The 22,700-nt window shown below is 34.5% G+C and carries 23 protein-coding genes, 2 pseudogenes and 1 riboswitch; of the genes and pseudogenes, 2 read left to right on the top strand and 23 right to left on the bottom strand.

The genetic code is table 11. From position 1 onward, the window contains the following. Positions 1-849, bottom strand: coding sequence for a DegV family protein (locus JCM6256_RS04960; protein WP_025080671.1), 849 nt, complete (start codon positions 847-849; stop codon positions 1-3). Positions 850-972: 123 nt separating this feature from the next. On the opposite strand from JCM6256_RS04960, the gene trhA reads away from it, so the two are divergent. Continuing rightward, entirely contained in the window at positions 973-1,638 is a 666-nt protein-coding gene (trhA, locus tag JCM6256_RS04965; RefSeq protein ID WP_025080672.1) for a PAQR family membrane homeostasis protein TrhA, read from the top strand. A gap of 46 nt (positions 1,639-1,684) precedes the next feature. Here the strand turns inward: trhA and JCM6256_RS04970 are convergent, their stop codons facing one another. Then, positions 1,685-2,875: a CCA tRNA nucleotidyltransferase gene (locus JCM6256_RS04970; protein ID WP_025080673.1), complete on the bottom strand. Its 1,191-nt coding sequence runs from the start codon at positions 2,873-2,875 to the stop codon at positions 1,685-1,687. A gap of 111 nt (positions 2,876-2,986) precedes the next feature. Between JCM6256_RS04970 and JCM6256_RS04975 the strand changes: the two genes are divergently transcribed. Then, positions 2,987-3,835, top strand: coding sequence for a YitT family protein (locus JCM6256_RS04975; protein ID WP_025080674.1), 849 nt, complete (start codon positions 2,987-2,989; stop codon positions 3,833-3,835). Positions 3,836-3,862: 27 nt separating this feature from the next. Here the strand turns inward: JCM6256_RS04975 and JCM6256_RS04980 are convergent, their stop codons facing one another. The 21 genes and pseudogenes from JCM6256_RS04980 to JCM6256_RS05080 all read right to left on the bottom strand — a co-directional run bounded on the left by JCM6256_RS04980 (position 3,863) and on the right by JCM6256_RS05080 (position 22,652). After that, positions 3,863-5,116 carry a tetratricopeptide repeat protein gene (locus tag JCM6256_RS04980; protein WP_025080675.1) on the bottom strand — a complete coding sequence of 418 codons (1,254 nt, stop codon included), beginning with the start codon at positions 5,114-5,116 and terminating at the stop codon, positions 3,863-3,865. Between the two features lie 79 nt (positions 5,117-5,195). Further along, complete coding sequence (gene hbs, locus JCM6256_RS04985) at positions 5,196-5,471, bottom strand: non-specific DNA-binding protein Hbs (RefSeq protein WP_025080676.1); 276 nt, start codon at positions 5,469-5,471, stop codon at positions 5,196-5,198. A gap of 143 nt (positions 5,472-5,614) precedes the next feature. Beyond that, a pseudogene (gene der / locus JCM6256_RS09820) lies at positions 5,615-6,924 on the bottom strand (ribosome biogenesis GTPase Der). Between the two features lie 61 nt (positions 6,925-6,985). After that, positions 6,986-8,191, bottom strand: a complete 1,206-nt coding sequence (gene rpsA, locus JCM6256_RS04995; protein WP_025080677.1) for a 30S ribosomal protein S1 — start codon at positions 8,189-8,191, stop codon at positions 6,986-6,988. 70 nt (positions 8,192-8,261) lie between these two features. After that, a complete protein-coding gene (gene cmk, locus JCM6256_RS05000) occupies positions 8,262-8,936 on the bottom strand; it encodes a (d)CMP kinase (protein ID WP_025080678.1) in 675 nt (224 codons plus the stop codon). A gap of 50 nt (positions 8,937-8,986) precedes the next feature. Beyond that, positions 8,987-9,463, bottom strand: a complete 477-nt coding sequence (locus JCM6256_RS05005) for an SAG1386/EF1546 family surface-associated protein (protein WP_025080679.1) — start codon at positions 9,461-9,463, stop codon at positions 8,987-8,989. Between the two features lie 101 nt (positions 9,464-9,564). Continuing rightward, positions 9,565-10,254, bottom strand: coding sequence for an ECF transporter S component (locus JCM6256_RS05010; RefSeq protein ID WP_025080680.1), 690 nt, complete (start codon positions 10,252-10,254; stop codon positions 9,565-9,567). Positions 10,255-10,349: 95 nt separating this feature from the next. Beyond that, positions 10,350-10,464, bottom strand: a riboswitch (FMN riboswitch). Between the two features lie 27 nt (positions 10,465-10,491). Beyond that, positions 10,492-11,211 carry a pseudouridine synthase gene (locus JCM6256_RS05015; protein WP_025080681.1) on the bottom strand — a complete coding sequence of 240 codons (720 nt, stop codon included), beginning with the start codon at positions 11,209-11,211 and terminating at the stop codon, positions 10,492-10,494. 20 nt (positions 11,212-11,231) lie between these two features. After that, a complete protein-coding gene (gene scpB, locus JCM6256_RS09825) occupies positions 11,232-11,777 on the bottom strand; it encodes an SMC-Scp complex subunit ScpB (protein ID WP_035438319.1) in 546 nt (181 codons plus the stop codon). 3 nt (positions 11,778-11,780) lie between these two features. Beyond that, positions 11,781-12,503 carry a segregation and condensation protein A gene (locus tag JCM6256_RS09830; protein ID WP_035438321.1) on the bottom strand — a complete coding sequence of 241 codons (723 nt, stop codon included), beginning with the start codon at positions 12,501-12,503 and terminating at the stop codon, positions 11,781-11,783. After that, positions 12,493-12,852, bottom strand: coding sequence for a hypothetical protein (locus tag JCM6256_RS05030; RefSeq protein WP_025080682.1), 360 nt, complete (start codon positions 12,850-12,852; stop codon positions 12,493-12,495). Before JCM6256_RS05030 ends, JCM6256_RS09830 begins: the two co-directional genes overlap by 11 nt. 8 nt (positions 12,853-12,860) lie before the next feature. Then, the gene (gene xerD / locus JCM6256_RS05035; protein ID WP_025080683.1) at positions 12,861-13,760 is read right to left on the bottom strand and encodes a site-specific tyrosine recombinase XerD; all 900 of its coding nucleotides are present in this window, start codon (positions 13,758-13,760) and stop codon (positions 12,861-12,863) included. Continuing rightward, complete coding sequence (locus tag JCM6256_RS05040) at positions 13,753-14,640, bottom strand: CvfB family protein (protein ID WP_025080684.1); 888 nt, start codon at positions 14,638-14,640, stop codon at positions 13,753-13,755. Before JCM6256_RS05040 ends, xerD begins: the two co-directional genes overlap by 8 nt. A gap of 106 nt (positions 14,641-14,746) precedes the next feature. Beyond that, entirely contained in the window at positions 14,747-16,288 is a 1,542-nt protein-coding gene (citF, locus tag JCM6256_RS05045) for a citrate lyase subunit alpha (RefSeq protein ID WP_025080685.1), read from the bottom strand. Further along, entirely contained in the window at positions 16,278-17,192 is a 915-nt protein-coding gene (locus JCM6256_RS05050) for an aldolase/citrate lyase family protein (protein WP_025080686.1), read from the bottom strand. The genes citF and JCM6256_RS05050 overlap by 11 nt, the downstream gene beginning before the upstream one ends. A 3-nt stretch (positions 17,193-17,195) precedes the next feature. Beyond that, on the bottom strand, positions 17,196-17,489 hold the full coding sequence (gene citD / locus JCM6256_RS05055) for a citrate lyase acyl carrier protein (protein ID WP_025080687.1): 294 nt from the start codon (positions 17,487-17,489) through the stop codon (positions 17,196-17,198). After that, complete coding sequence (gene citC, locus JCM6256_RS05060; protein ID WP_025080688.1) at positions 17,479-18,534, bottom strand: [citrate (pro-3S)-lyase] ligase; 1,056 nt, start codon at positions 18,532-18,534, stop codon at positions 17,479-17,481. The genes citD and citC overlap by 11 nt, the downstream gene beginning before the upstream one ends. Positions 18,535-18,624: 90 nt before the next feature. Then, positions 18,625-19,437 carry an alpha/beta fold hydrolase gene (locus JCM6256_RS05065; protein WP_025080689.1) on the bottom strand — a complete coding sequence of 271 codons (813 nt, stop codon included), beginning with the start codon at positions 19,435-19,437 and terminating at the stop codon, positions 18,625-18,627. 81 nt (positions 19,438-19,518) lie between these two features. Next, a pseudogene (locus JCM6256_RS09835) lies at positions 19,519-20,987 on the bottom strand (DASS family sodium-coupled anion symporter). Between the two features lie 24 nt (positions 20,988-21,011). Further along, the gene (locus tag JCM6256_RS05075; RefSeq protein ID WP_025080690.1) at positions 21,012-21,710 is read right to left on the bottom strand and encodes an RraA family protein; all 699 of its coding nucleotides are present in this window, start codon (positions 21,708-21,710) and stop codon (positions 21,012-21,014) included. Between the two features lie 12 nt (positions 21,711-21,722). After that, positions 21,723-22,652: an L-lactate dehydrogenase gene (locus JCM6256_RS05080; protein WP_025080691.1), complete on the bottom strand. Its 930-nt coding sequence runs from the start codon at positions 22,650-22,652 to the stop codon at positions 21,723-21,725. Between the last annotated feature and the right edge of the window lie 48 nt (positions 22,653-22,700).

A 22,700-nucleotide genomic window follows, 5' to 3' on the forward strand; every position in this document is an offset into this window, starting at 1 on the left:
TTACTCCGTATAAAACATTACAGCATAAGCCCCATGACCTGAGTGTGTGATAATAATAGGACTTGTTTCTTGTATTAAAATATCCAAGTTAGGATTTACTTCTTTAAAACGAGCAGCCAATTCTTCCATTTCATCTCTAGTATCAACGTATGAAATACCTACTTGCTTTACTTTATCTCCTAATTCACGCAATTGATCAACAAGCATGTCATTAAATTTACTTGTAAATTTTTTACCTCTGCCTTTTTTAGGGACCAAAATTTTGCCACTTTTCATCTGTAAGAAAATACGAATATTTAACATGCTGACTACTCGACCAGCAAGCGCACCTAAACGACCACCCTTAACAATATTCTTCAAGTCAGGGATCATCATTTCAAGATACATATTCTTCTCCATTCTCTTTAAATGATCCATGATTTCGTCTGTGCTCTTTCCTTCTTGAGCATCTTTAGCAGCTGCTAAAACTTCATATCCTTCAGCACGATCTGTATAGCCTGAATCATAGCACGTTACTTTTGCTTCAGGAACTAATTCTGCGGCCTGTTTTGCAGCATCAATCGTACCACTCAATGATTTTGCCAAAAATATTCCGATTACTTCACTACCATCTTCAGTCAATTTTTTAATAGTATCAACGAAACGACCAATAGGTGGCTGACTAGTTTTAGGCAATTCCTTACCATCATCCATCTTTTCAATAAAATCTCGTCTGGTAATATCAATGCCATCAATATAAGTTTTTCCATCGATCGTTACCGACAATGGTACTACTGTAATATTGTATTTTTCAATTTCTTCCTGTGTTAACTGTACGGAAGAATCTGTCATGATCTTGATTTTTGACAAAGTATTCACCCTCAATTCTAAAATGCCCAATTATTTTATCTATGTTAAAATATGGGCAAGTAACATATAGTTAGTATATCAAAAAAATTGCTTAATAAAAAAGAATGATTGGATTGTTGCATATTGAAACTTTCAGAATTATGGCAAGAACCTAAACAAAGATCTAAAAAATACTATCTCTTAGATAATATTTTTAGTGCAATTACTCATGGTATTGGCTTTGGATTAGCGGTTGCTGGATTAGTGATTTTAATCGTAAAGGCAGCTTCTACTGGCAGTCCAATGAGAATTGTTACATTTACAATTTATGGTTCTTGCTTAGTTTTATTATATTTATTTTCTACGCTTTACCATAGCTTAATTTTTACTAGAGCACGGAATATTTTTCAAATATTTGATCACTCGTCAATTTTTTTATTGATCGCTGGATCTTATACTCCTTATTCATTAGTCGCTATCGGCGGTGCTTGGGGATGGACTTTATTTGGTCTGATTTGGGGATTGACAATCTTTGGAATTATTTATTATATTTTCAATCGTGGCAAGCACGTGATTTTAGATACCATTCTCTATGTAGCCATGGGCTGGCTAGTTATCCTATCAGGCAGTTATTTATATGTTAGATTGAGTCCGGTAGGCTTTTGGCTACTTGTTGGCGGAGGAATTGCCTACACTGTTGGAGCAATATTATTTAGTATGCGTAGCATACCGTTTATCCATGTGATTTGGCATTTATTTGTAATGCTAGGTTCAATATTAATGTATTTTTCCGTTTTACTTTACGTTTAAATTTATATACAAAAAATCTCAGCTCATAATGAACTGAGATTTTTTATTACGCTTGAATATATTCACCAATTGCATCTTCAGTATTTTCAAGTTCGCCTGAAATAACTTTTTGCTTTATTTCATTCAAAAGTTTACCCAACTTTGGTCCAGGACGAACGCCATTTTCGATCAAGAAACGTCCATCAACAGCTAATTCATTTGAATTCTTAATTGGTAAAGCCAAATAACGATCAACCAAAGCTTCTGAATCTACAGGTTGACCTAAAATGTGTGCAACATCAATTGTATTAAGAAGCGTCTTCTTACCCGTTATAAATAATTCATAGTCACTCGGAACATGATCAGAAAGTAAATCAAAAAATGCAACTATTTGTTCTACATCATTAGTCATCGCATTTGAATTTTTCCAATCACGCATAAATTTGCCAATTTTATCATTTTGAATTTTTAGCAAAATAATGATTATTGACCATAAACTTGTTTCTAATGTGGGACTAAATTGTAATTTTGGATATACAGATAATAATTCGCTCTTACCTTCAAAATCAGGTACATCTTCACTCAATTTGGTATCTAAAAATACTTGGAATGCTTCACGAGAATTAGGACCAATACCCATTTTTACAAATTCATCACGAATTCTTTCAACGGATATTTTCTTTAAAAGTTCATGATTATCAGCAATAGCTTGTTCAGTTTTTTCACCAAGGCTAAACTTCAATTGACTCATAAATCTGACAGCGCGCATCATTCTTAAAGCATCTTCATGAAAACGTGTCTCAGGATTGCCAACTGCGCGAATAAGCTGATGATGCAAATCGTCTAAACCATCAAACAAATCAACTATTTCACCATCAGTGTTCATTGCTAAAGCATTAATTGTGAAATCTCTTCTCTTTAAATCTTCATCCAAGTTTTGAACAAAGGTTACATGATCAGGACGACGAAAATCTTGATAGCCCGATTCCGTTCTAAAAGTAGTTATTTCATAACTCTCGCCGTTATATAAAACAGTTACTGTACCATGCTTGATTCCTGTATCAATTGATTTATCGAAAAGTTCTTTTACTTCCTCTGGATAAGCGCTTGTTGCAATATCAACATCGTGAATGTGACGGCCAAGCAAAATATCTCTCACTGAGCCACCTACAAAGTAAGCTTCAAAGCTACCATCTTCTAATGTTTTCAAAACAGGCATTGCAGCCATAAATACATCTGGTAAATTATCTATTTTCATATTTTTCAACTCGTTTTTATTTTGTTAATTTTTTAAAAGTATATAATTTAAGTTAAAGGAGGGATTTATAATGAAAAAATTAAATTTAAAAAATACTATTTTGAATTATTTATGATTGCACTCGGATGTGCAATTTACGGATTAAGTCTAGATATGATTTCCGTTCCAAATAAATTAGCCGACGGTGGTCTTAGTGGTATTTCACTGTTATTACGCCACTTTTGGGGCATCAACATGGGACTTTCCACTCTAGTCTTAAACATCCCTCTAATTATTCTAGGTTACCGCTTTATGGGAAAACGACTTTTAGCATACACCATATGGGGTACAGCAAGTTTATCATTCTTCCTCTGGTTTTGGCGGCTAATACCAATTATAACGCAACTCAACCTTGAGCACGACCTCTTCCTTTCTGCTGCATTAGCTGGCACTCTATCCGGTTTTGGATTGGGGCTAGTATTTCGCTTTAATGGTACTTCAGGCGGAACTGATATAATTGCTCGTATTTGCCAGCTTAAGTTTGGAATTTCTTCTGGGAAAATTTTATTGCTATGTGACGCAATCGTCTTATTCATATCCCTTTCCTACCTGGATATAAAGCATATGATGTACACATTACTTGCCTCTTTTATTTTATCGAAAGTTATGGATACTGTGCAACAAGGTGCTTACACGGCAAGAGGATTAATTATTATTTCCGATAAATATAAAGAAATTGGTAAAATGATTGATCTAAAACTTGATCGTGGTTTTACATATCTAAAAGCTTTAGGCGGATACCAACAAGATGAAAAAAGAATTATCTACGTAGTTGTATCCCCTCGTGAAATCCCATTAGTTAAACAATTAGTTGAGCAAGAAGATCCTCATGCCTTTGTTAATATAATTGAAGTTAACGAAGCTTTGGGAGAAGGATTTACATATAAACAAAAGCACAGACATTTATTTATTAGAAAATAAAAAGCCTTGGAAATTCCAAGGCTTTTTTTAAATAATTTGATTATACATGTCTTGCATGTCCTGGTCTTCAGGTTCTAATTTCAAATACTTATCCAAAATTTGTTTCACTACATCTTGACTATTGGCTTGTGTATTAAAAAAAATAGCCATTTGTTTTAAGAAATCAGGATTATTTTGAAATTCTGGATATGCTAACAAAAATTCACTTTTTGCTTTTTCTGATTTATCCAAATATTGATAAGACAATGCCAAATTCCAGTGAACTTGTGGTTCCATGTTTTCATCATCAAGTTCTGCAAATAAATCGATATTATCCTGATACTTACGTTCATGTAAATAAAGGTTTGATAATTGTAAACGTAAATCACTATTATCAGATGCAACTTCCAAACCTTTCTTTAACAATTCTTCAGCTGTATCTAATTCATTTAAATTTGCTGCAGCTCTAGCACCCATTGAATATAAAGTTTCATCCAATTCATTATAAGCTAAACCTGCTTGAGCTGAACGTAATACTTGTTCATTATCATTTTTATGCTCATATGCTTGAGCCAATAACGGATATGCATTCACGTAATCAGGACTTTGATCAATAACTTGATCTAAATACTTAATAGCCTGATCATCATCACCTACAGCAAGCATTACAAGTCCAGCTTGATATTTACTATCAATATCTATAATGCTCCCGCTATTCTTTTTAATAACTTCGCTAGCATCTTCATATCGGCCTAATTTAGCTTCTGTTTGGAATAAACGTTGAATAAGGTTAACTTCCCCAAAAGTTTTTTGTCGTTCAATTAAGTCTTCATACAAAGCAAGAGCATCTTCATATTGACCGCTCATATAATCTAACTCAGCTAATCCAAACTTAATTGCATCTTCTTCAGGTGCAATGCCTAATGCTTCCATTAATTTATCTTTAGCAGTTTCTAACAAACCATTAGTTTGATAATAATCAGCTTGTACAAGTAAACTATCCAAGTATGAAGATGATGTCTTAGAAACGTTGTAAAGCAAAGACAAGCCATCATCGTCATTTCCATCGTTTAATAAAATTTCTGCTAAATAGACCTTAAATAAGTCTTCTTGAGGGAATTTTGCAATTAAAGCACGATAAACTTCCTTGGCCATATCACTAAAGCCATAATCCGATAAATTTTCAGCTAACGATGCTAAAACTTCTGGATCATCATTATCAAGTGCTTGTTTTAATAAGATTTTACCTTGAGAAAAGTCATGCTTTTCAATTGCGTCTAATAATTGTTCTGAATATGTCATGAGGTCCTCCATTTCAAATCTCATTCTACACAAAAAAAGACGTTGGTCCAAGACCAACGTCTTTTTATCAGCCATTAAATTACTTAACAGCATCCTTAAGAGCCTTACCTGGCTTAAATGCAGGAACTTCACTAGCTGGGATTTCAATTTCAGCACCAGTTTGTGGGTTACGACCCTTACGAGCAGCACGGTGACGTACTTCAAAAGTACCGAAACCGATTAATTGTACCTTGTTACCCTTTGAAAGATCTTCTTGGATTGAACCAAAAAGTGCATCAACAGCAGCAGTAACATCTTTCTTGGTTAAGTTAGTCTTTGAAGCTACTTCAGAAACTAATTCAGCTTTATTTGCCATTTACATTCACCTCCTGAACTTGAACCCTAAGTTCATGATTATTCTTTAAATTAAAAAGAACAAGAATAATAATTTATAATAATCATTAATTCCTAAAATCTAAAATATCACAAAAAGCCCTATACAACAAGCTTTCAATGAATTTATTTTCTCTTTCTTGCAATAACTTTGATTGGCGTGCCTGTAAAGTCAAAATTATCTCTTAATTGGTTAATCAAGAAACGTTCATATGAGAAGTGCATTAACTCTGGATCGTTCACAAAGACTACAAATGTAGGCGGATTTGTAGCAACTTGTGTCATATAATATACTCTCAAGCGTTTACCCTTAATCATTGGTGTTGGAACTAATTTACTTGCTTCAAACAAAAGATCATTCAACACACTAGATTGAATTCTTTGAGTCTGGTTCTTATTAACTCTCTTAACCATCTTAGGAATTTGATCAAGACGCTGTCCAGTTTTAGCAGAAACAAAGAGAATAGGTGCATAATCAAGATATTGAAATTCTTGACGAATAACTTGTTCAAAATCTTTTGCACTACCACTATTCTTTTTAGGCATATCCCATTTGTTTACTACAATGATAATGCCACGACCAGCCTCATGAGCATATCCTGCAACACGTTTATCTTGTTCTCTAATACCTGTACTTGCATCGAGAACTAAGCAAACCACGTCTGAGCGTTCAATTGCACTCAATGCACGCATTACTGAATACTTTTCAGTTTTCTCATAAACTTTACCACGACGTCTGATTCCGGCAGTATCAATTAATCTAAACTTATCGCCTTCATCATCTGTAAATGGCGTATCAATAGCATCACGAGTCGTACCTTCTTCATTAGCAACGATTACGCGATTTTCGCCTAAAAGCTTATTAACGATAGAAGATTTACCTACATTTGGACGCCCGATAACACTAAATGAAATTGTATCATCTGATTTATTATCTTTTTCTTCTGGAAACTTAGCAATAATTTCGTCAAGTAAATCACCAATTCCTGTACCGTGACTTCCAGAAACCGGAATTGGATCACCCAGGCCTAAACTATAAAAGTCATAAATATTAGCACGTTGTTCAGGATTATCTGCCTTATTAACAGCTAAAATAACCGGCTTTTTAGTTTTATATAATAATTGCGCTACTCTTTCATCAAGATCTGTTACGCCATTTACTACACTTGTCAGCATTACAATGACATCAGCTTCTTCGATGGCAATTTCAGCTTGCGCTCTGATTTCTTCTTCAATTCGACCATCTTCCCAGGTAATACCACCTGTATCAATTAAATCGAATTTATGACCCATCCATTCAGCAGGTGCATAATTACGATCACGCGTTACACCTGGTTCATCTTCTACAATGCTAAACGCTCATTGATTATACGGTTGAAAAGAGTTGATTTACCCACATTGGGGCGACCAACAATCGCTACCACTGGTAAAACCATATTTTTCAGCCTCCTTTATCAACAAAAAAAGCCGACCAACGTCGGCTTTTAATTCTTACGATTATTTACGGTCCTTTAATTGGTCACCAATAATGTCACCCAAGGCAAAACCATTGTCATCGTTACTCATGTACTTCTTGTTTACTGAGTTATCGTTACGTGGACGACGTGGACGAGAACTTTCTTCTGAAGAAGCGTTTGAGTCTGCAGCCTTGATTGAAAGTGAAATTCTTCTTTCACTTGGGTCAATGTTCAAAACCTTAACCTTAACAGCTTGGCCAACCTTCAAAACATCACTTGGCTTGTCAACGTGCTTGCTTGAAATTTCTGAAACGTGTACCAAACCTTGGATGCCGTCAGCAACTTCAACAAATGCACCGAAGTTAGTTAAAGACTTAACTTCGCCTTCAAAAATGTCACCTTCATTTAAGTTAGAAGTAGCTTGTTCGAATGGTGAAGGTTCAGTTTGCTTGATTGACAAGGAGATACGGTGTCTGTCATTGTCAATACCAATGACTTTAACCTTAACATCTTGACCAACCTTCAAAACATCACTTGGCTTGTCAACATGCTTGTAAGAAATTTCTGAAATGTGAACTAAGCCGTCCACACCACCAACATCAATAAATGCACCGAAGTTAGTCAAACGTGAAACCTTACCTTCGATAACGTCACCAACAACTAATTGTGATGCAACGCTATCAAATGCTTCTTCACGTTCTTCTTCAATTAAATCCTTGTGTGAAAGAATCAAACGGTTCTTGTTAGGATCAATTTCGGTGATCTTAAGTTTCATAGTCTTACCAATGTAAGGCTTAAGGTCTGAAACGTAACGGTTAGAAATTAATGAAGCTGGCAAGAAACCTCTAGTACCAACATCAACAAGTAAACCACCACGTACTGATGAAGTTACAGTACCTTCAATAGTGTTACCTTCTTCGAAGTCCTTTTGTAACTTGTCGTAAGCTTCTCTTTCCTTCAAGCGGGTAACTGAGAAGAAGAATTCACCATTTTCCTTATCGCCACCGGCTCTTCTTAATACTAAGGCCTTAAACTTGTCGCCAGCCTTAACTAAATCACGTAAGTCTGCGTTACGGTCTGAAGTAAATTCACGGTGAGTAATGACACCTTCAACACCGGCGTTTACAACACCGACATCGATTTGGCCATCTTCAACGTCTAATACTTCGACGTCGACAATATCTCCGACCTCAACTCCTTGCATTTGCTTTAATGCGTCTAAAAATTGATTACTGTTTTCTGACATATGTACCTCCCAATATCATGTCCCATTTTAAAGGAAAATGACATTTTTTTCTACTATTTTCTGCTCTTTTTTAAAACTTTTTTTGTTTTTCTTGAATTTTCTCTAAAATACAATCAACAACTTGATCAATAGACATCTCTGTAGTATCGACTTCTGTAGCATCGACGGCCTTTTTTAGAGGTGAAACCTTACGGTGAGAATCTTTATAATCACGTGCTGCAATATCTGCTTCAATTTGATCTACAGTTTGATCTGATTTAATTCCTCTTTGTTTTAAATCAAGCAAACGTCTTTCTGCACGTGAACGAGCTGATGCAACCAAGAAAATCTTAACATCTGCATCAGGTAAAACTGTTGTTCCGATATCTCTACCATCCATAATTACATTAGTCTTACCTGCCATTTGTCTTTGCAAACTAGTCATTTTTTCACGAACTTTCGGCAAAGCAGATACTTGCGAAACATTCGCAGAAATTTCTGGCGTACGGATTTCTAATGAAATATCTTCGCCAGCGGAATAGACTTTTTGCTCACCATTTTCAGACTTCAATTCAATTCCATCTTTATCAATTGCTTTTAAGATATTTTCTTCATCCCCATAATCCAATTTATGGTTACGCGCAATAACTGTACAAGCACGGTACATCGCACCTGTATCGATATATACAAAAGACAATTTCTTTGCAATAATTTTTGCTACTGTACTTTTTCCTGCTGAAGCAGGACCATCAATTGCAACTTGCATTTTATTTTTAGAAAGAAACTTTTCAGCTTCTTTTTCCTTTCTTAAAATTTTTATCTCAATTTGAGAGTTTGACCAGCATCTACAGAGGATGTCGTTGTAAGGCCATTAAGCTCAGCTAATCTAGCAACGGTCATTCCATTCTTTTCAGCAATACCTGATAACGTATCCCCTGATTCTACTACATAAGTTTTTGGAGACTTAGAACTTGAACTAGAAGATACAGATGAGCTTGAAACAGATTGACTAGATTGTTTCTTAGACTTTTTCTCAGACTTCTTTTTTGCTACTGGCTTTTTACTTGAAGAAGACTTCTTAGCTTTCTTAACGGTTTGAACTTCTTGAGCTTCCTCAGTATGATTATGTCCAGAAGCAAAACGATGTGCTACTGGAACAAGAACTATTAAAATAAGCAGCAATACGCAAATGAGTACGCCCCATCCCTTTCCAGACGATGGACGCTCCCCAGCACTTCTAGGCTTATTGGGACGTTCATAATGCTTATAAGGTCCCTTTGGATTATTATCCATTTGGATTCCTCCTATTTATTGACTAAAATAAATTTTAGCATATATCAAAGATCAGTATACATAAAAAAAGCAATGTTTTTACGCATTGCTTTATATTTTTCTTATTTTAAATTAAATCTTTTTTCTACAAATGGTTTAACACTCTTTAAAACCGATTCAAATAATATATAAACAACAACCGCATTAATTACACCTTTCAATAAGTTAAAGGGAATTATTATTCCAAAAATATATGCAGTCATAGAAGGTAAATGCAACAATTGTCCCAAATATGCTTTAACAGTAAAATTATACAAATCTGCATAACTACTAATATTAGGAACGTTAGCAATTGATGTTATCGCATAAACTGGCGTTAACACAAACGCATTAGCCAATGACATCACGGCCGTCATTGCAACAATGCCAATTATAAGTCCAACAATTGGCATTAATAATCCCTTAGTAGTTTTTCTGTTTTTTACGGTAATTCCTCTAGAAATATAATAAAAAGGCAAAGCAAAAGATAGCGTTGCTAAAAATGCAGCAAGCTGTCCTACTAAACTTGGCAAAGAAAAGCCACTGAAAATCAAACTAATCAACGTTCTAATAAAAGTAATAAAAATGCCTGGTCCTGCACCAAACAAGAATGTCCCCACGGTAATAACTACATCAGAAAAATCAAATTTGAGAAATCCTACACCTGGTATAATAGGAAACTCAATCTTCATTACTACAAATGCAATAGCACCAATTAATGCATAGGCGATAATATTAGCTAAATTACTAGATTCTCTCCTAGTATTCGACATACTTACCATCCTTTCGGTATACAAAAAGAGTCCGTTGCTTCAGCAACAGACTTTTTTGAAAGTAAGTATTCTAATAATCATATTTTCTAAAATAAGTCTGTCTTCTCTCATCTAGACTTTAACTATCGGTATTCTTTCGAAATTCGGCCACTTGCGTGGTTCGCGGACTTTACCGCCGGTCGGGAATTACGCCCTGCCCTGAAGACAACAAACTTGTATTAAATTTTCAATTTTAGTTTAGTCTACATGCTTAAGTCTGTCAATTTCTTCGTGTTTTAACTCTCGATATTGACCAGAAACCAAACCTTCAAGATCCAAAAATGCATATCTTTCACGAGATAATTTTTCTACCAAGTGTCCAACTGCCTTAAACATCCTCTTAACTTGGTGATAATGTCCTTCATGAATAGTAAGTTGTACAATTTGAGTATCTTTTTTAGTATTAGTCTTCAAAACTCTTACTTTAGCTGGTGCACTTTTATGACCGTCAAAACTTACACCTTTTTTTAGAGCTGCAATTTCTTCAGGAGTAAGTCTGCCTTTAATTTTCGCAACATAAACTTTTGATACTTCATTTCTTGGGTGCATTAATAAATTGGCCAAAGCACCATCATTGGTCATCAAAAGCAAACCTGAAGTATCATAATCCAAACGTCCAATAGGATACAGACGGTATGGCAAATCTTCAAAATAATCTACAACAGTTTTTCGTCCCTTTTCATCATGGGCTGTTGAAACAACACCACGTGGTTTATAAAAAAGATAAGTATGCAAACTTTCTCTTTCAATAGGTTCACCATCAACTGTTATATTGCTAAAAGTATCAACCTTGGTTCCAAGTTTAGTAACTACTTTACCATCTACACGAACACGGCCTGCAGTAATCATCTTTTCTGCTTTACGTCGTGAAGCAATCCCAGCTTCTGCAATTACCTTTTGTAGTCTTTCTAAAGCCATTAATTTTCTCCTTCTGAATTTTATTCAGTATCTTGCTCATTAAAACCATTATCTTCAAAATCTTCAATTAAGGGTAAATCAGCCAAACTTTCAAAATTGAAATATTGCAAGAAATAATCTGTTGTTACATATAAATTAGGATGACCTGGAGCATCTTTTTTTCCATTAGCTTTAACTAATCCGCGCCATACCAAAGTTTGAAGTGCGCCCGAAGAATTAACGCCACGAATATCATCAATTTCTACTCTAGTAATAGGTTGGCGATACGCAACAATAGATAAAATCTCTAAAGCAGATTGACTTAAATTTTTAGTTAAGTCTTTTGAAAAATATTTTTCAATAACCTTACTACTTCGTGGATTAGTTGTCATTTTATAAACATCATTAATATGCAACAACTGTAATCCTGAATCTTTATCATTCTTATATTTATTCTGCAATTCTTTAATTAAAGTCTCTAATTCTATTTTACTAACTGTTAAAAGATGAACTAAATTATCTTCATTTAATCCATTATCACCTGCAACATATAATAAAGATTCAAGTTCTGCTATTTTTGATGCCATACTTTAAATTCCTTCTAAATTCAAGTCTCCAAAATCTCTAGCCTGTTTAACAATGATTTGATGTTTCTTACACAATTCAAGCATTGCTAAAAACAACCCTATTACATCTGATAGATTTTCCATATCATTTACGCAATCAAAGAAACTGACTTTTTTATTGCTGTGAACTTTATTGGCTAGATAATTAATCATTTCCTTAACAGGTATTTCTTTAACCTGAATTGATACAATATCCGGCTTTTTCAGTTTTGTTCTTTTTAAAATCATCGCAAATGTCTTAGCTAATTCATCAGAAGTTATTTGTCCCATCGGAAGTGGCTGTATCTTTTCAGTAGTTGAAACACTAGTTTCCTTAGATACAGTAATAGGAACTTCTTCATTTCGATCTTTAAAATATCCTGAGATTTTTTTAAATAACGAATATTGAACAAGTTGTTGCACTAATTCCTCACGTGGATCTTCTTCAGGCATTTCTACAAAATCATTTTGTGGCAATAAATATTGTGACTTTATCCTTAACAAAGTTGAAGACATTACAAAATACTCGCCTACAATTTGCAAATTTAAATTTTGCATTTTTTTCAAATAAGCTAAATATTGACTTGTAATCTGTGCGATCGGAATGTCATAAATATCAATCTTTTGCGATTGAATTAAATGAAGCAGCAAATCTAATGGACCTTCAAAATTAGGCAATTCTAATGTTAAATTATCTTTATTTGTCATTATTTTTCTTCAATAATTTAATCAAATACGTATACTCAGGAACAGCAGCAATTTTCTTATTAGGATAATCTTCAGATAAGTTTTTCAAAATATCGAGTAAATATTTCTCTTCTCGAAAACCCGGAGCAAGTGACAAATATCTAATAATAATAAAATTATCATCATTCTGGGTTCCAAGAACGCCAACAATGTTAGAACTATCATTTCGATATAAATAAAGTTGAAAATCATTATCTTCTTGATTCAACTTCATTTCATCCCTTAAATTATCTAAATTTTTAAAATCAGGCAAAAATGATAATAATCCCATTGCCGTTTTTTCATAGTCTTTTTTATATTGAACTAACATATCGTCACCTATGCTCTTGGATGAGCCTTTTGATAAACTTGCAAAATATGAGTTTGTGTCAGATTAGTATAAATCTGCGTTGTACTAATATCCGAATGACCCAAAATTTCTTGAACTACTCGTAAATCTGCACCATTTTCAAGCAAATGTGTAGCAAAAGTATGGCGTAAAGTGTGAGGCGTTACATCTTTATCGATTCCTGCCATCTTACAGTAACGCTTTATTATTTGCCAAACAGCTTGACGAGTCAACGGAGTTCCTCGATTATTCAAGAAAAGGAATTCACTATTGGACCCCTTCTTCAATAAAAGCGGATCTCTAACTTCCTCTTCATATTTTTTAATCCATGATAAAGCCATATCACTAATTGGAATCAAGCGTTCCTTAGAGCCTTTTCCTAAAACTTTAATTAATTGTAAATCTTCATGTATATTTTCCAACTTTAAATTAATCAACTCACTAACTCTAATTCCCGTGGCATATAAAGTCTCAAGCAAAGCTCGATCACGTAAACCTAATTTTTTGCTAGTATCAGGTTGATCTAAAAGCACACTAACTTCTTTTTCAGTCAATGCAACAGGAAGCTTATATTCCTTTTTAGGTGGATCAATTTCAATCATTGGATTAAGTTTTTGGATATTTTGACGTGCAAGCCATTGATAAAACTTTCGCAAACTAGAAATAATTCTACTAATTGAACTAGTCGCTTTATTCATATCACGTTGTCGTGCCAAAAAAGCATCAATATCTGTAGCCTCTGTTGGCCAACTAGAAAAGCCTTCTTGCTTCAAGAAATTGATGAACTCTGTTAAATCTTGTCTATAAGCCGTAACTGTATTATTGCTTAAGCCTCTTTCAAGTTGAACAAAACGTAAGTAGTCTTCAACTTGTTCTTCTAATTTACTCATTGCTTTGTTCTTCAGGATCATTAATTAAAGTAATCGTACCAGCATCTTTATCTTCTACAATTATTTTAGCTTTCAAAAGGTGCCCCAAAGCACGCTTAAATGCAGATTTAGAAATACCAAAATAATTTTTAATTTCTTGTGCATCAGACTTATCGTAGAATGGCAAAGTTTTGCTTTCTTTACGACGTAAACTCATCAAAATCATTTGCGCATCATCATCAATTTCTTCAAAAGCGCGTGGCAAACTACTCAAATTCAATCTACCATATTGACTAATGCCAATAACTCTTCCTTTAAATTGTTCACCTAAACGAAGCGGACGACCCATTTGTGATTCATGAACAAAACCAAGGTAGTATTCATTAGTCAATACGAATGCCCCTATTGAACGACTAGAATATACTGTTGCAAATACATTCTTATTCTTCATACTATTAGGGAATTTACTTGAAACTTGTTCAAAAATATTTTCATCCGCCATTTTAGCCCAAATTCGATCTTTATCATCAGTTTCAATTCTAACTAATAAACGATCATCTTTTCTTGGCCAACGATTTTTATCAAGTGGTAAATCATCCATTGAAAGAACAACATCTTTATCCGGTAATCCAATATCAATGAATACGCCCAAACCATATCTAACTTCTGTTACCTTACCCCAACCATATTGATCAGGCTGAGAAAATGGTAAAAATTGTGTCATTTCACGATCATGATGTTGATTATCATAAATAAAACCCGAAATTTCATCACCTAAACGAGGTGGTTCTTCTTGAGTGATTTCTTGACGCTTTAATTCATAAGTTACGCCATCAATTTGCACATAAAATGCATCTTCATTTTGATCAATAATTTTTCCAGTTGCAATTGTTCCAAGCATATTTGTCTCCTACTTTACATATCTCTGATTATAAGTATACGCAAAAATTGAGTAAAATAAAATAGCCAGCCTTACAGTTGACTATTTATAAAAATATTTATATTTACTAATCTTTTACTTGCTTAATTGCATCAATAATTGTTCCGTCACGATATTCAACTAAAGCAACAGTTCTATCAGTATATTCAAGTGGCTTAGGTGTACCAACTTGATTTTCCGCTAACTTTTGCAAATCATTAATATCAACAATCTTTAATCCTGGAACATTTGATAAAATTTCAATTAAGTCTTTGCGTTTAGGATTAATGGCAATTCCACGTTCAGTTACTAAAACATCAATTGAATCACCTGGAGTCACTACAGTTTCAACGCTTGGAACAACTGTAGCATTTCTTCCACGAACAAGTGGAGCTGTAATAATCGTCATTTTAGCTCCGGCTGCAGCATCTTGGTGTCCACCAACCGCACCACGAATGACACCATCTGAACCTGTCATAACGTTAACGTTAAAGTCAGTATCAATTTGAAGAGCTGATAAAATTGATACGTCCAAATTATTAACAACTGCGCCCTTGTTATGAGGATCAGCATACCATGAAGCATCAATTTCTTGTTGATCTTTATTCTTAGCCATAGATGCGGCCGCACCCTTATCGAAGTCCTGTACATCCATAACCTTTCTTACTAATCCTTCTTCAAGAAGATCGGTTGTTGGTTTTGTAATTCCACCCAAAGCAAATGATGCTGTAATACCATCTTTAAGCATAGATTGGCGAAGATATCTTGTTACGGCTAAAGCAGCACCACCTGAACCAGTTTGGAATGAAAAGCCTTGCTTATAATATGGTGAATTAACAATAACTTGGTTAACCATCTGTGCAATTTTCAATTCTTTTGGATCTTTAGTAAAACGAGTTGCACCAGAACCAATTTTATCGGGATCACCAATCTTATCAACTTTTACTACATAGTCGACTTGATCTTGTTTGATTGAAGCTGGAGTATTTGGATAATCAACAATATTATCAGTTAAAAGGACAACTTTATTAGCATATTGAGCATCCATTAAAGCATAACCAAGTGAACCAAAAACAGCATCCCCTTCTTGACCATTGGCATTACCTGCGGGATCAGAGATAGGAACACCTAAAAAGGCAACATCAATCTTGATCTCTCCTTCTTCAATTGAACGAGCACGGTTACCGTGTGAACGGAAAATTACCGGGTTCTTAAGACCACCATGAGAAACAAAATCACCAAGTGAACCACGCATACCGGAAGAAGTAATATTTGTAATTACTCCCTTTTTAATAGCTTCGATAATTTTATCGTTCATTACGCCAGTTAACGAAGATGGAGCTAAGGTTAAATCCTTATAACCCATTTTAATGATTAAATCCATAACTTTATTAAAAGCATAATCACCATTTCTAAAGTGGTGATGGAAGGAAATAGTCATGCCATCTTTCAAATTATCTTTAATAACTTGTTCAAGAGAATCAACAACTTTATTTTGACCAGTAGTAACACGAACTTTTGGTGCGACACGCGTTACTTCAGGATGACCAATTTCTGTAGTTTCATATGGTTTTAAATTCATTTTTGACATTAAGTCATCTGGTAATTCACGATTTACTTTATTCTCCAATGTAGTTACCCTCCTCATCAATTAAGTTAGATGCTTTAGCAGTTTCCAAAACACGATTTGCTTTTTCAACAACTGGTTTATCAACCATCTTACCGTTCATTGAGATAACACCAGAGCCCTTAGCTTTAGCTTCGCGTATAGCATTTTGAACAGCTTGTGCATTTTCAATTTCTTCTTTTGTTGGATTAAATACTTTATTAACCATTGCAATTTGACGTGGGTTAACAAGAGATTTACCATCGTAACCTAATTCATGAATATAGTTAGTTTCACGATAAAATCCTTCAGTATCTTTCATATTTGAAAAGACAGTATCAAATGCATATACATCAGCAGCACGAGCAGCTTGAAGAACCATATTACGGGCAAATTCGAGTTCACGGCCATCTGGATAACGATGAGTATGCATATCGGCAGTATAGTCTTCACCAGAAACAGCTAATCCCATCATTAATGGTGTTGCTTCCGCAATTTCTGGAGCATGCAAAACGCCTTTTGCACTTTCAATAGCAGCCATGACGCCAATTGATCCCTTTTCAATACCAAATTCATCTTCCCAATGTTCAATATCTTTAACTAATTTTTGAATCATTGTTGCAGATTCGGTTTTAGGTAAACGAATGACATCGACACCTGCTTTAACCATAGCCTTAACATCTTCGTCATAAAATGGAGTATCTTGACCATTGACTCTAACGACAATTTCTGCGCCACCAAAATCAACTGTTTTAATTGCTTCGTAAACAAGCATTCTAGCAGCATCTTTTTCAGTCAAAGAAACTGAATCTTCAAGGTCAAGCATAATTGAATCAGCACCATAAATTCCAGCATCTTTAATCATTGCTGGATTGTTGCCTGGAACGAACATCATCGTTCTGCGCAAACGATTTTTAACGTAAGTCATTCTCTACAATACCTCCAATTCTGGTTTATCTGAAGTTTCAGTAGCTCTTTGAGCCGCAGCTAAAGTACGTGCTTTAATAACACAATCCAAAGCACCCTTATCAGTTGCTTTAACTTTTACATTATCAAGACCATATTTTTTCAAAGTATCAGTGATAACTTTTTCAATTTGATCACCATAAGCCTTTTTCACTTCTGAATCTAAATCAATTTCAATACCATTTGAACCTTTTGAAATCATGATTTGAATATCTGAAGACTCTAAAGTCCCAGCTACACCAGTAGTTTTAATTTCCATCAATTTTCATTCCTTTCTTAATTCTATCTTGTAATTTCAACAAATTATCATTTATATAATCGTATGTTGTCTTAGGAACGAATTTGGCGATTTCCGTCAAATTTCCTTCTTTAATATCTTTTCTAACTTGAGTTGCAGTAACAAGCTGACCTTCCACTTGATATCGAGGCGTAATAATTACTTCAATATCTGGTCCCAATTCATGTGCCAAACTAACATTGTAATAATGAGTTGTAATTGAAATTGGCTCTTTTCCCAGATATCTTCTCGTAATATTGAGTTTAGGAGCAATTATATTTTTGAATACTCGTGCATCAATTTCCGTTTGCGTATCAATTAAGTCTTTCGGGGATTGTAAGAAATAAGCTGGAAAAGTAGCGCTAGAAACCATATAGTCTCCACCACTTACTACTTTTACATTTTTTAAATCAGACAAACCTTCTTGAACTAACATCATTCTTTCTTTTGTCTTAAACAAAGAAAGATCTGTTGCTACGACAAAAACATAAATCAAATCATTTTCTTGACTGGCCATTTCTACTAAGTGGCGATGTCCTAATGTAAACGGATTTGCATTCATTACAATTGCCGCAATTTTTTTATTATCTTGGTTCGGAATTTGTGGCAAGCTATTTAAATAATCGTCAACATTTGGATTTCCGCTTTCTAAAAAAGCAGCCTGCTCTGTATGAGCTAGTTCTGAAAAACTCAAATGTTGAAAACTAGAAGAATATTTTTCCTTTGTAAAAACAAACGAATGAAATTTTCCTTCATTAAATAGGTACTGTTGCAATGCCGTCACGATCTTATTAAAACGTGCCCCCGATGTTGCATCTTCGTTGCAAACACCAATATACTTAAGAACATTACCAGCAATACTTCCTGTACCTACCAACTTACCATCTTCATCAATCAAACCTAAAGTATGGTCAATTACATCAATTTCACGATCAGAAAAATCATGTAAACCGAGTTTTTCTAAAAATTCTTTCCACTTCTTACGAGTTGTAGGCTGACTTAAATAAAGGTCAACTACCTTATCCATATTTTCCTCTAATCTATAGTTTGTGCAGTTTATTACTTTCTTCTCATCAGCTCTAGTTTACTCTTGTATTTTAATTATTTCAATTTACAGTTATATTTTTGAAATATTTAAAAAAATATTTTTTTGCTTTAAAAAATTAATGATTTCGTCATGCATTTTTATTGGTTGTTCTGCTTGAATCAAGTGACCACAGTTTTTTACAGATTCAGTAACAACCTGATCATTTATAAAAGAAACAGCATCAATAAAATGATAATCAAAATATGGAGAATTTTCTCCAGCTAATACTAACATTGGTACAGGCGTATCCAATATAATATCACGCCAATCTTGCTCCGCATGATCAACTAAGCATTTATAATTTTCATCTGGATTATACGGATATTTAACATATTCCATTTTAGCTTTATTAAACATTTCATCATCAATGTGTGCATAAGTCGATTTCCCAAAATCAAGTTTTAAATAAGTTGGGTAGTTATCCCAAGTTAAGTCTTTAAAACCATACTTCCAAGTTTCATCAGCAATCATTTTAGGTGATTGATCTAGATCGACCATTGCAGCTAACCGTCCTTTACCATACTGTGCTAAATATGCCCATAAATTTGCGGCTCCCATAGAATTTCCAATACCGATTACATCATGCAAATCTAATTTTTCTAATAATTCTTCTACATCTGCCGCATGACGACTCATTCTTTGACCTTTATAGGTACGCTCTGATTGTCCTTGATTTCGTGGATCAAGCATAATAAAATGAAAATCATTTTTGAATAAAGCAATTGTATTAAGCCACATCTGGCTAGAGCCACCAATTCCAGGTATTCCTAAAATTGTAGGATTATCTTGATCCCCTATTTCGGTATAATGCAAACGAACATGATCTGTAGTAGTAAAATCCATTTATTTTTCCTTCTTAATAAATTTAGTAATAAAAAAGACAAGATGTTTTCATCTTGTCTATATTTTATCGTAATTATCTTTTTACCAAACACCAATAACTTTCATCCAAAGCGTACCAACTGTACCGAAGATAATTAAGTAAAGCAAACCTAAAACAAAATTCATCTTCCACCATTCGCTTTGTTTGACGTAGCCTGTCGTTGCTAAAATTGATGCTGGACCGTTAGCATAGTGAGTTGTTGAAGCGTTGAATGCCCCAGTAAATGCCAAAAGCATTGCAGACAAACCAAGAGGAGCTCCTGTTGCAACAGCCACTGATAAGAATGGTAAGTAAAGTGCAGTCATATGAGCAGTTCCACTTGCAAAGAAATAGTGAGTATAGAACATAAGAAGTACTAAAACTACCAATACTAATTGCCAACTAATACCATGCAATCCGGTTTGAACAAGTTTTGAGAACCATGAAATAAATCCGTATGAAATAAGCTTTCCTGCCATAAACATTAAAATTGAAAGCCAAATCAAAATATTCCAAGCTCCTGTTTCAGCTAAAGCATCTTTCATGGTTAAAACGCCAGTAATCAAAAGTAATGAAACAGCCAAAAATGCTACAAAAGTTGCATCTAATTGTGGAATTTTAAAGAAACCTGATAGTACCCAAAGAATAATAGATAGGCAGAATACTGCTGACATAATTTTTTCTGGAGTAGACATTGGTCCCATTTCGTTTAATTTTCCTTCTGCCCACTTTTTAGCACCAGGAGTTTCTTTGATTTCTGGTGGGTACATCTTGTAAATTACGAATGGAATAATAATTGTTGCCACTGCGACGGGAACAATGGCTGTCAAGAACCAGCCAGCCCAACTCATTTGATAGCCCTTTTGAGCAGCTAACTGTTGAGCAACCATATTTGGTGCAGCACCTGTAATAAATAATGCTGTTGATAAAATATTGGCATGAAAAGCAGTAAAGTCAACATATGCACCAATTTTCTTTCTAGATGAATCGTTTGGTTTAGAATTATAACCATCTTGAGAAACTGATTTAACAACTGGCCAAACTACGCCACCTGTACGCGCACTGTTTGACGGAATTAAGGCACCCAAAATCAATTCCAAACCAGTAATTGCATATCCAATACCAAGTGATTTTTTACCAAATTTTTCAATCATGATATAAGCTATTCTGTTGCCCAATCCAGTTTTACTAATACCATGAGCCATAATAAATGCCATTGCAATTAACCAAGCGGCTGAATTTCCAAATGAACTTAAAACGCCTTGATTAACAACTACACCTTTAGAATCAATAACATCTTTCATTGGTGCTAAACCAAGCAATACAGTGAAAACTAATCCTACAAGCGTAGTACCTCCAATTGGCAAAGGCTTAGTAATACAACCAACAATTGTAGCTACGAAAATAGCGAACATTTCCCAAGCTTGAACGGAAAGTCCGGCTGGGCGCCAAGGAGTAATACACCAAAGAACAATACCGACAATTAACGGCCAAATAAAGCTTTATAATTAACTTTCTCTAGTTTTTTCATTATATTTTTACTCTCTAATGTTTATTAAGGGCGATAAACATCGTCGATAATATCGAATCCTTTATTTTTAAGCGATTTATCTACCCAACTTAAGTCAACTTCACCTTTGCTAAAAGCGATTGCTTTTTCATCATCTTTTTTATGAAAAGCTTGAGCCTTTGGCAAAATTTCAGCTGCATCTTTACGTGGAATACAAATCACTCCATCAGAATCACCTAATATGATATCTCCAGGATTTACGCTTACGTTTCCACAAGCAACAGGAACATTTAGTTCGCCAGGGCCTTCCTTGTATGGACCACCAGGTGTTGTGCTTCGTGCATAAATTGGCAATTTCCAATTTTGCAAATTATCAATATCACGAATTGGGCCATCAATAACAATTCCTGCAATTTTCTTTTGATCACGAAGATAAGACATCATCACTTCACCGATAAGAGATCGCGTATTGTCTCCTTCATCATCAATGACAATGATATCCCCTGCTTGACAATAGCGAAGAGCTGCATAAATCGCCAAATTATCACCTGCTCTGGTATGAACAGTAAACGCTGGACCGACCATTTCATGATCAGGATTTGACATTAATTTGATGCGTGGATGCATTGCACAATTTCTTTCCATGCAATCTGCAGTATTTGAAGCAGGAATATCCATAAATCCCTTTACGATATCAGGATCAGGCATGTTGCGTTTTAAATAAATTCTCTTTCCTACAGGCATAAGAGCTCCTACTTAATTTAATTCAACACCATTCAAAACTTCTTGCATTTTATCAGCTGAGTTAAGCATCTTTTTCTTTTCAGTATCTGACAATTTAGTCTCAATAACATGACTAATGCCATTTCCATCAATGACTGCTGGAGTACCTAAGTATAGATCATGTTTAATACCGTATTCTCCATTAATTGGAGCAGACAATGGCAACTCAATAGAACAGTTATTAAGAATTGCAGAAACAATTTGCGTAAGCATCATTGCTACACCGTAGAAAGTCGCACCTTTATTGCTAATGATTTTGCCACCCTTTTTGCGGACATCAGTTTCAATTTCGTTTAAAACATCATCATTAATTTCTAAATAATCGCGAAGCGGCTTATTGGCAACAATTGATTCATCAAAGTTTTCAAATGAAGTATCACCATGTTCACCAAGAACCATTGAATTAACTTCGGTAACGGGAACATTAAGTCTCTTTGCAAGTTCCACACGAAGACGCATTGAATCAAGAGACGTACCCGTTCCGATTACTTTGTTTTTTGGAAAACCAGATAACTTTTGAGTTAAAGTAGTTAAAATATCAACTGGATTTGCAGATACAACAAATATTCCATTAAAGCCTGAATCAACTACAGGTTTAACAATACTCTTTAAAATCTTGATATTTTTAGCTACTAAATCAAGTCTAGTTTCACCCGGCTTGCGAGGAATACCTGCAGTAATAACTACAACGTCAGCATCTTTGGCATCTGAATATTCACCAGGATGAATATTAGTTTCACCCATAAATGGTGTAATATCTTCTAAGTCCATCGCATCGCCAACAGGACGTTCTTTAACAACATCACAAATTACCAACTCATCAATAGTAGTATTTTGTAATAAATCATTTGCAAAAGTAGAACCAACAGCACCATCACCAACAAGCAATACTTTTCTACTCATCTTTATTTTCCTTTCAACTTTAATTTGTTATTCTTTGCACAAGTACAT

The sequence above is a fragment of the Lactobacillus hamsteri DSM 5661 = JCM 6256 genome (assembly GCF_000615445.1).
GTDB classification, from domain to species: domain Bacteria; phylum Bacillota; class Bacilli; order Lactobacillales; family Lactobacillaceae; genus Lactobacillus; species Lactobacillus hamsteri.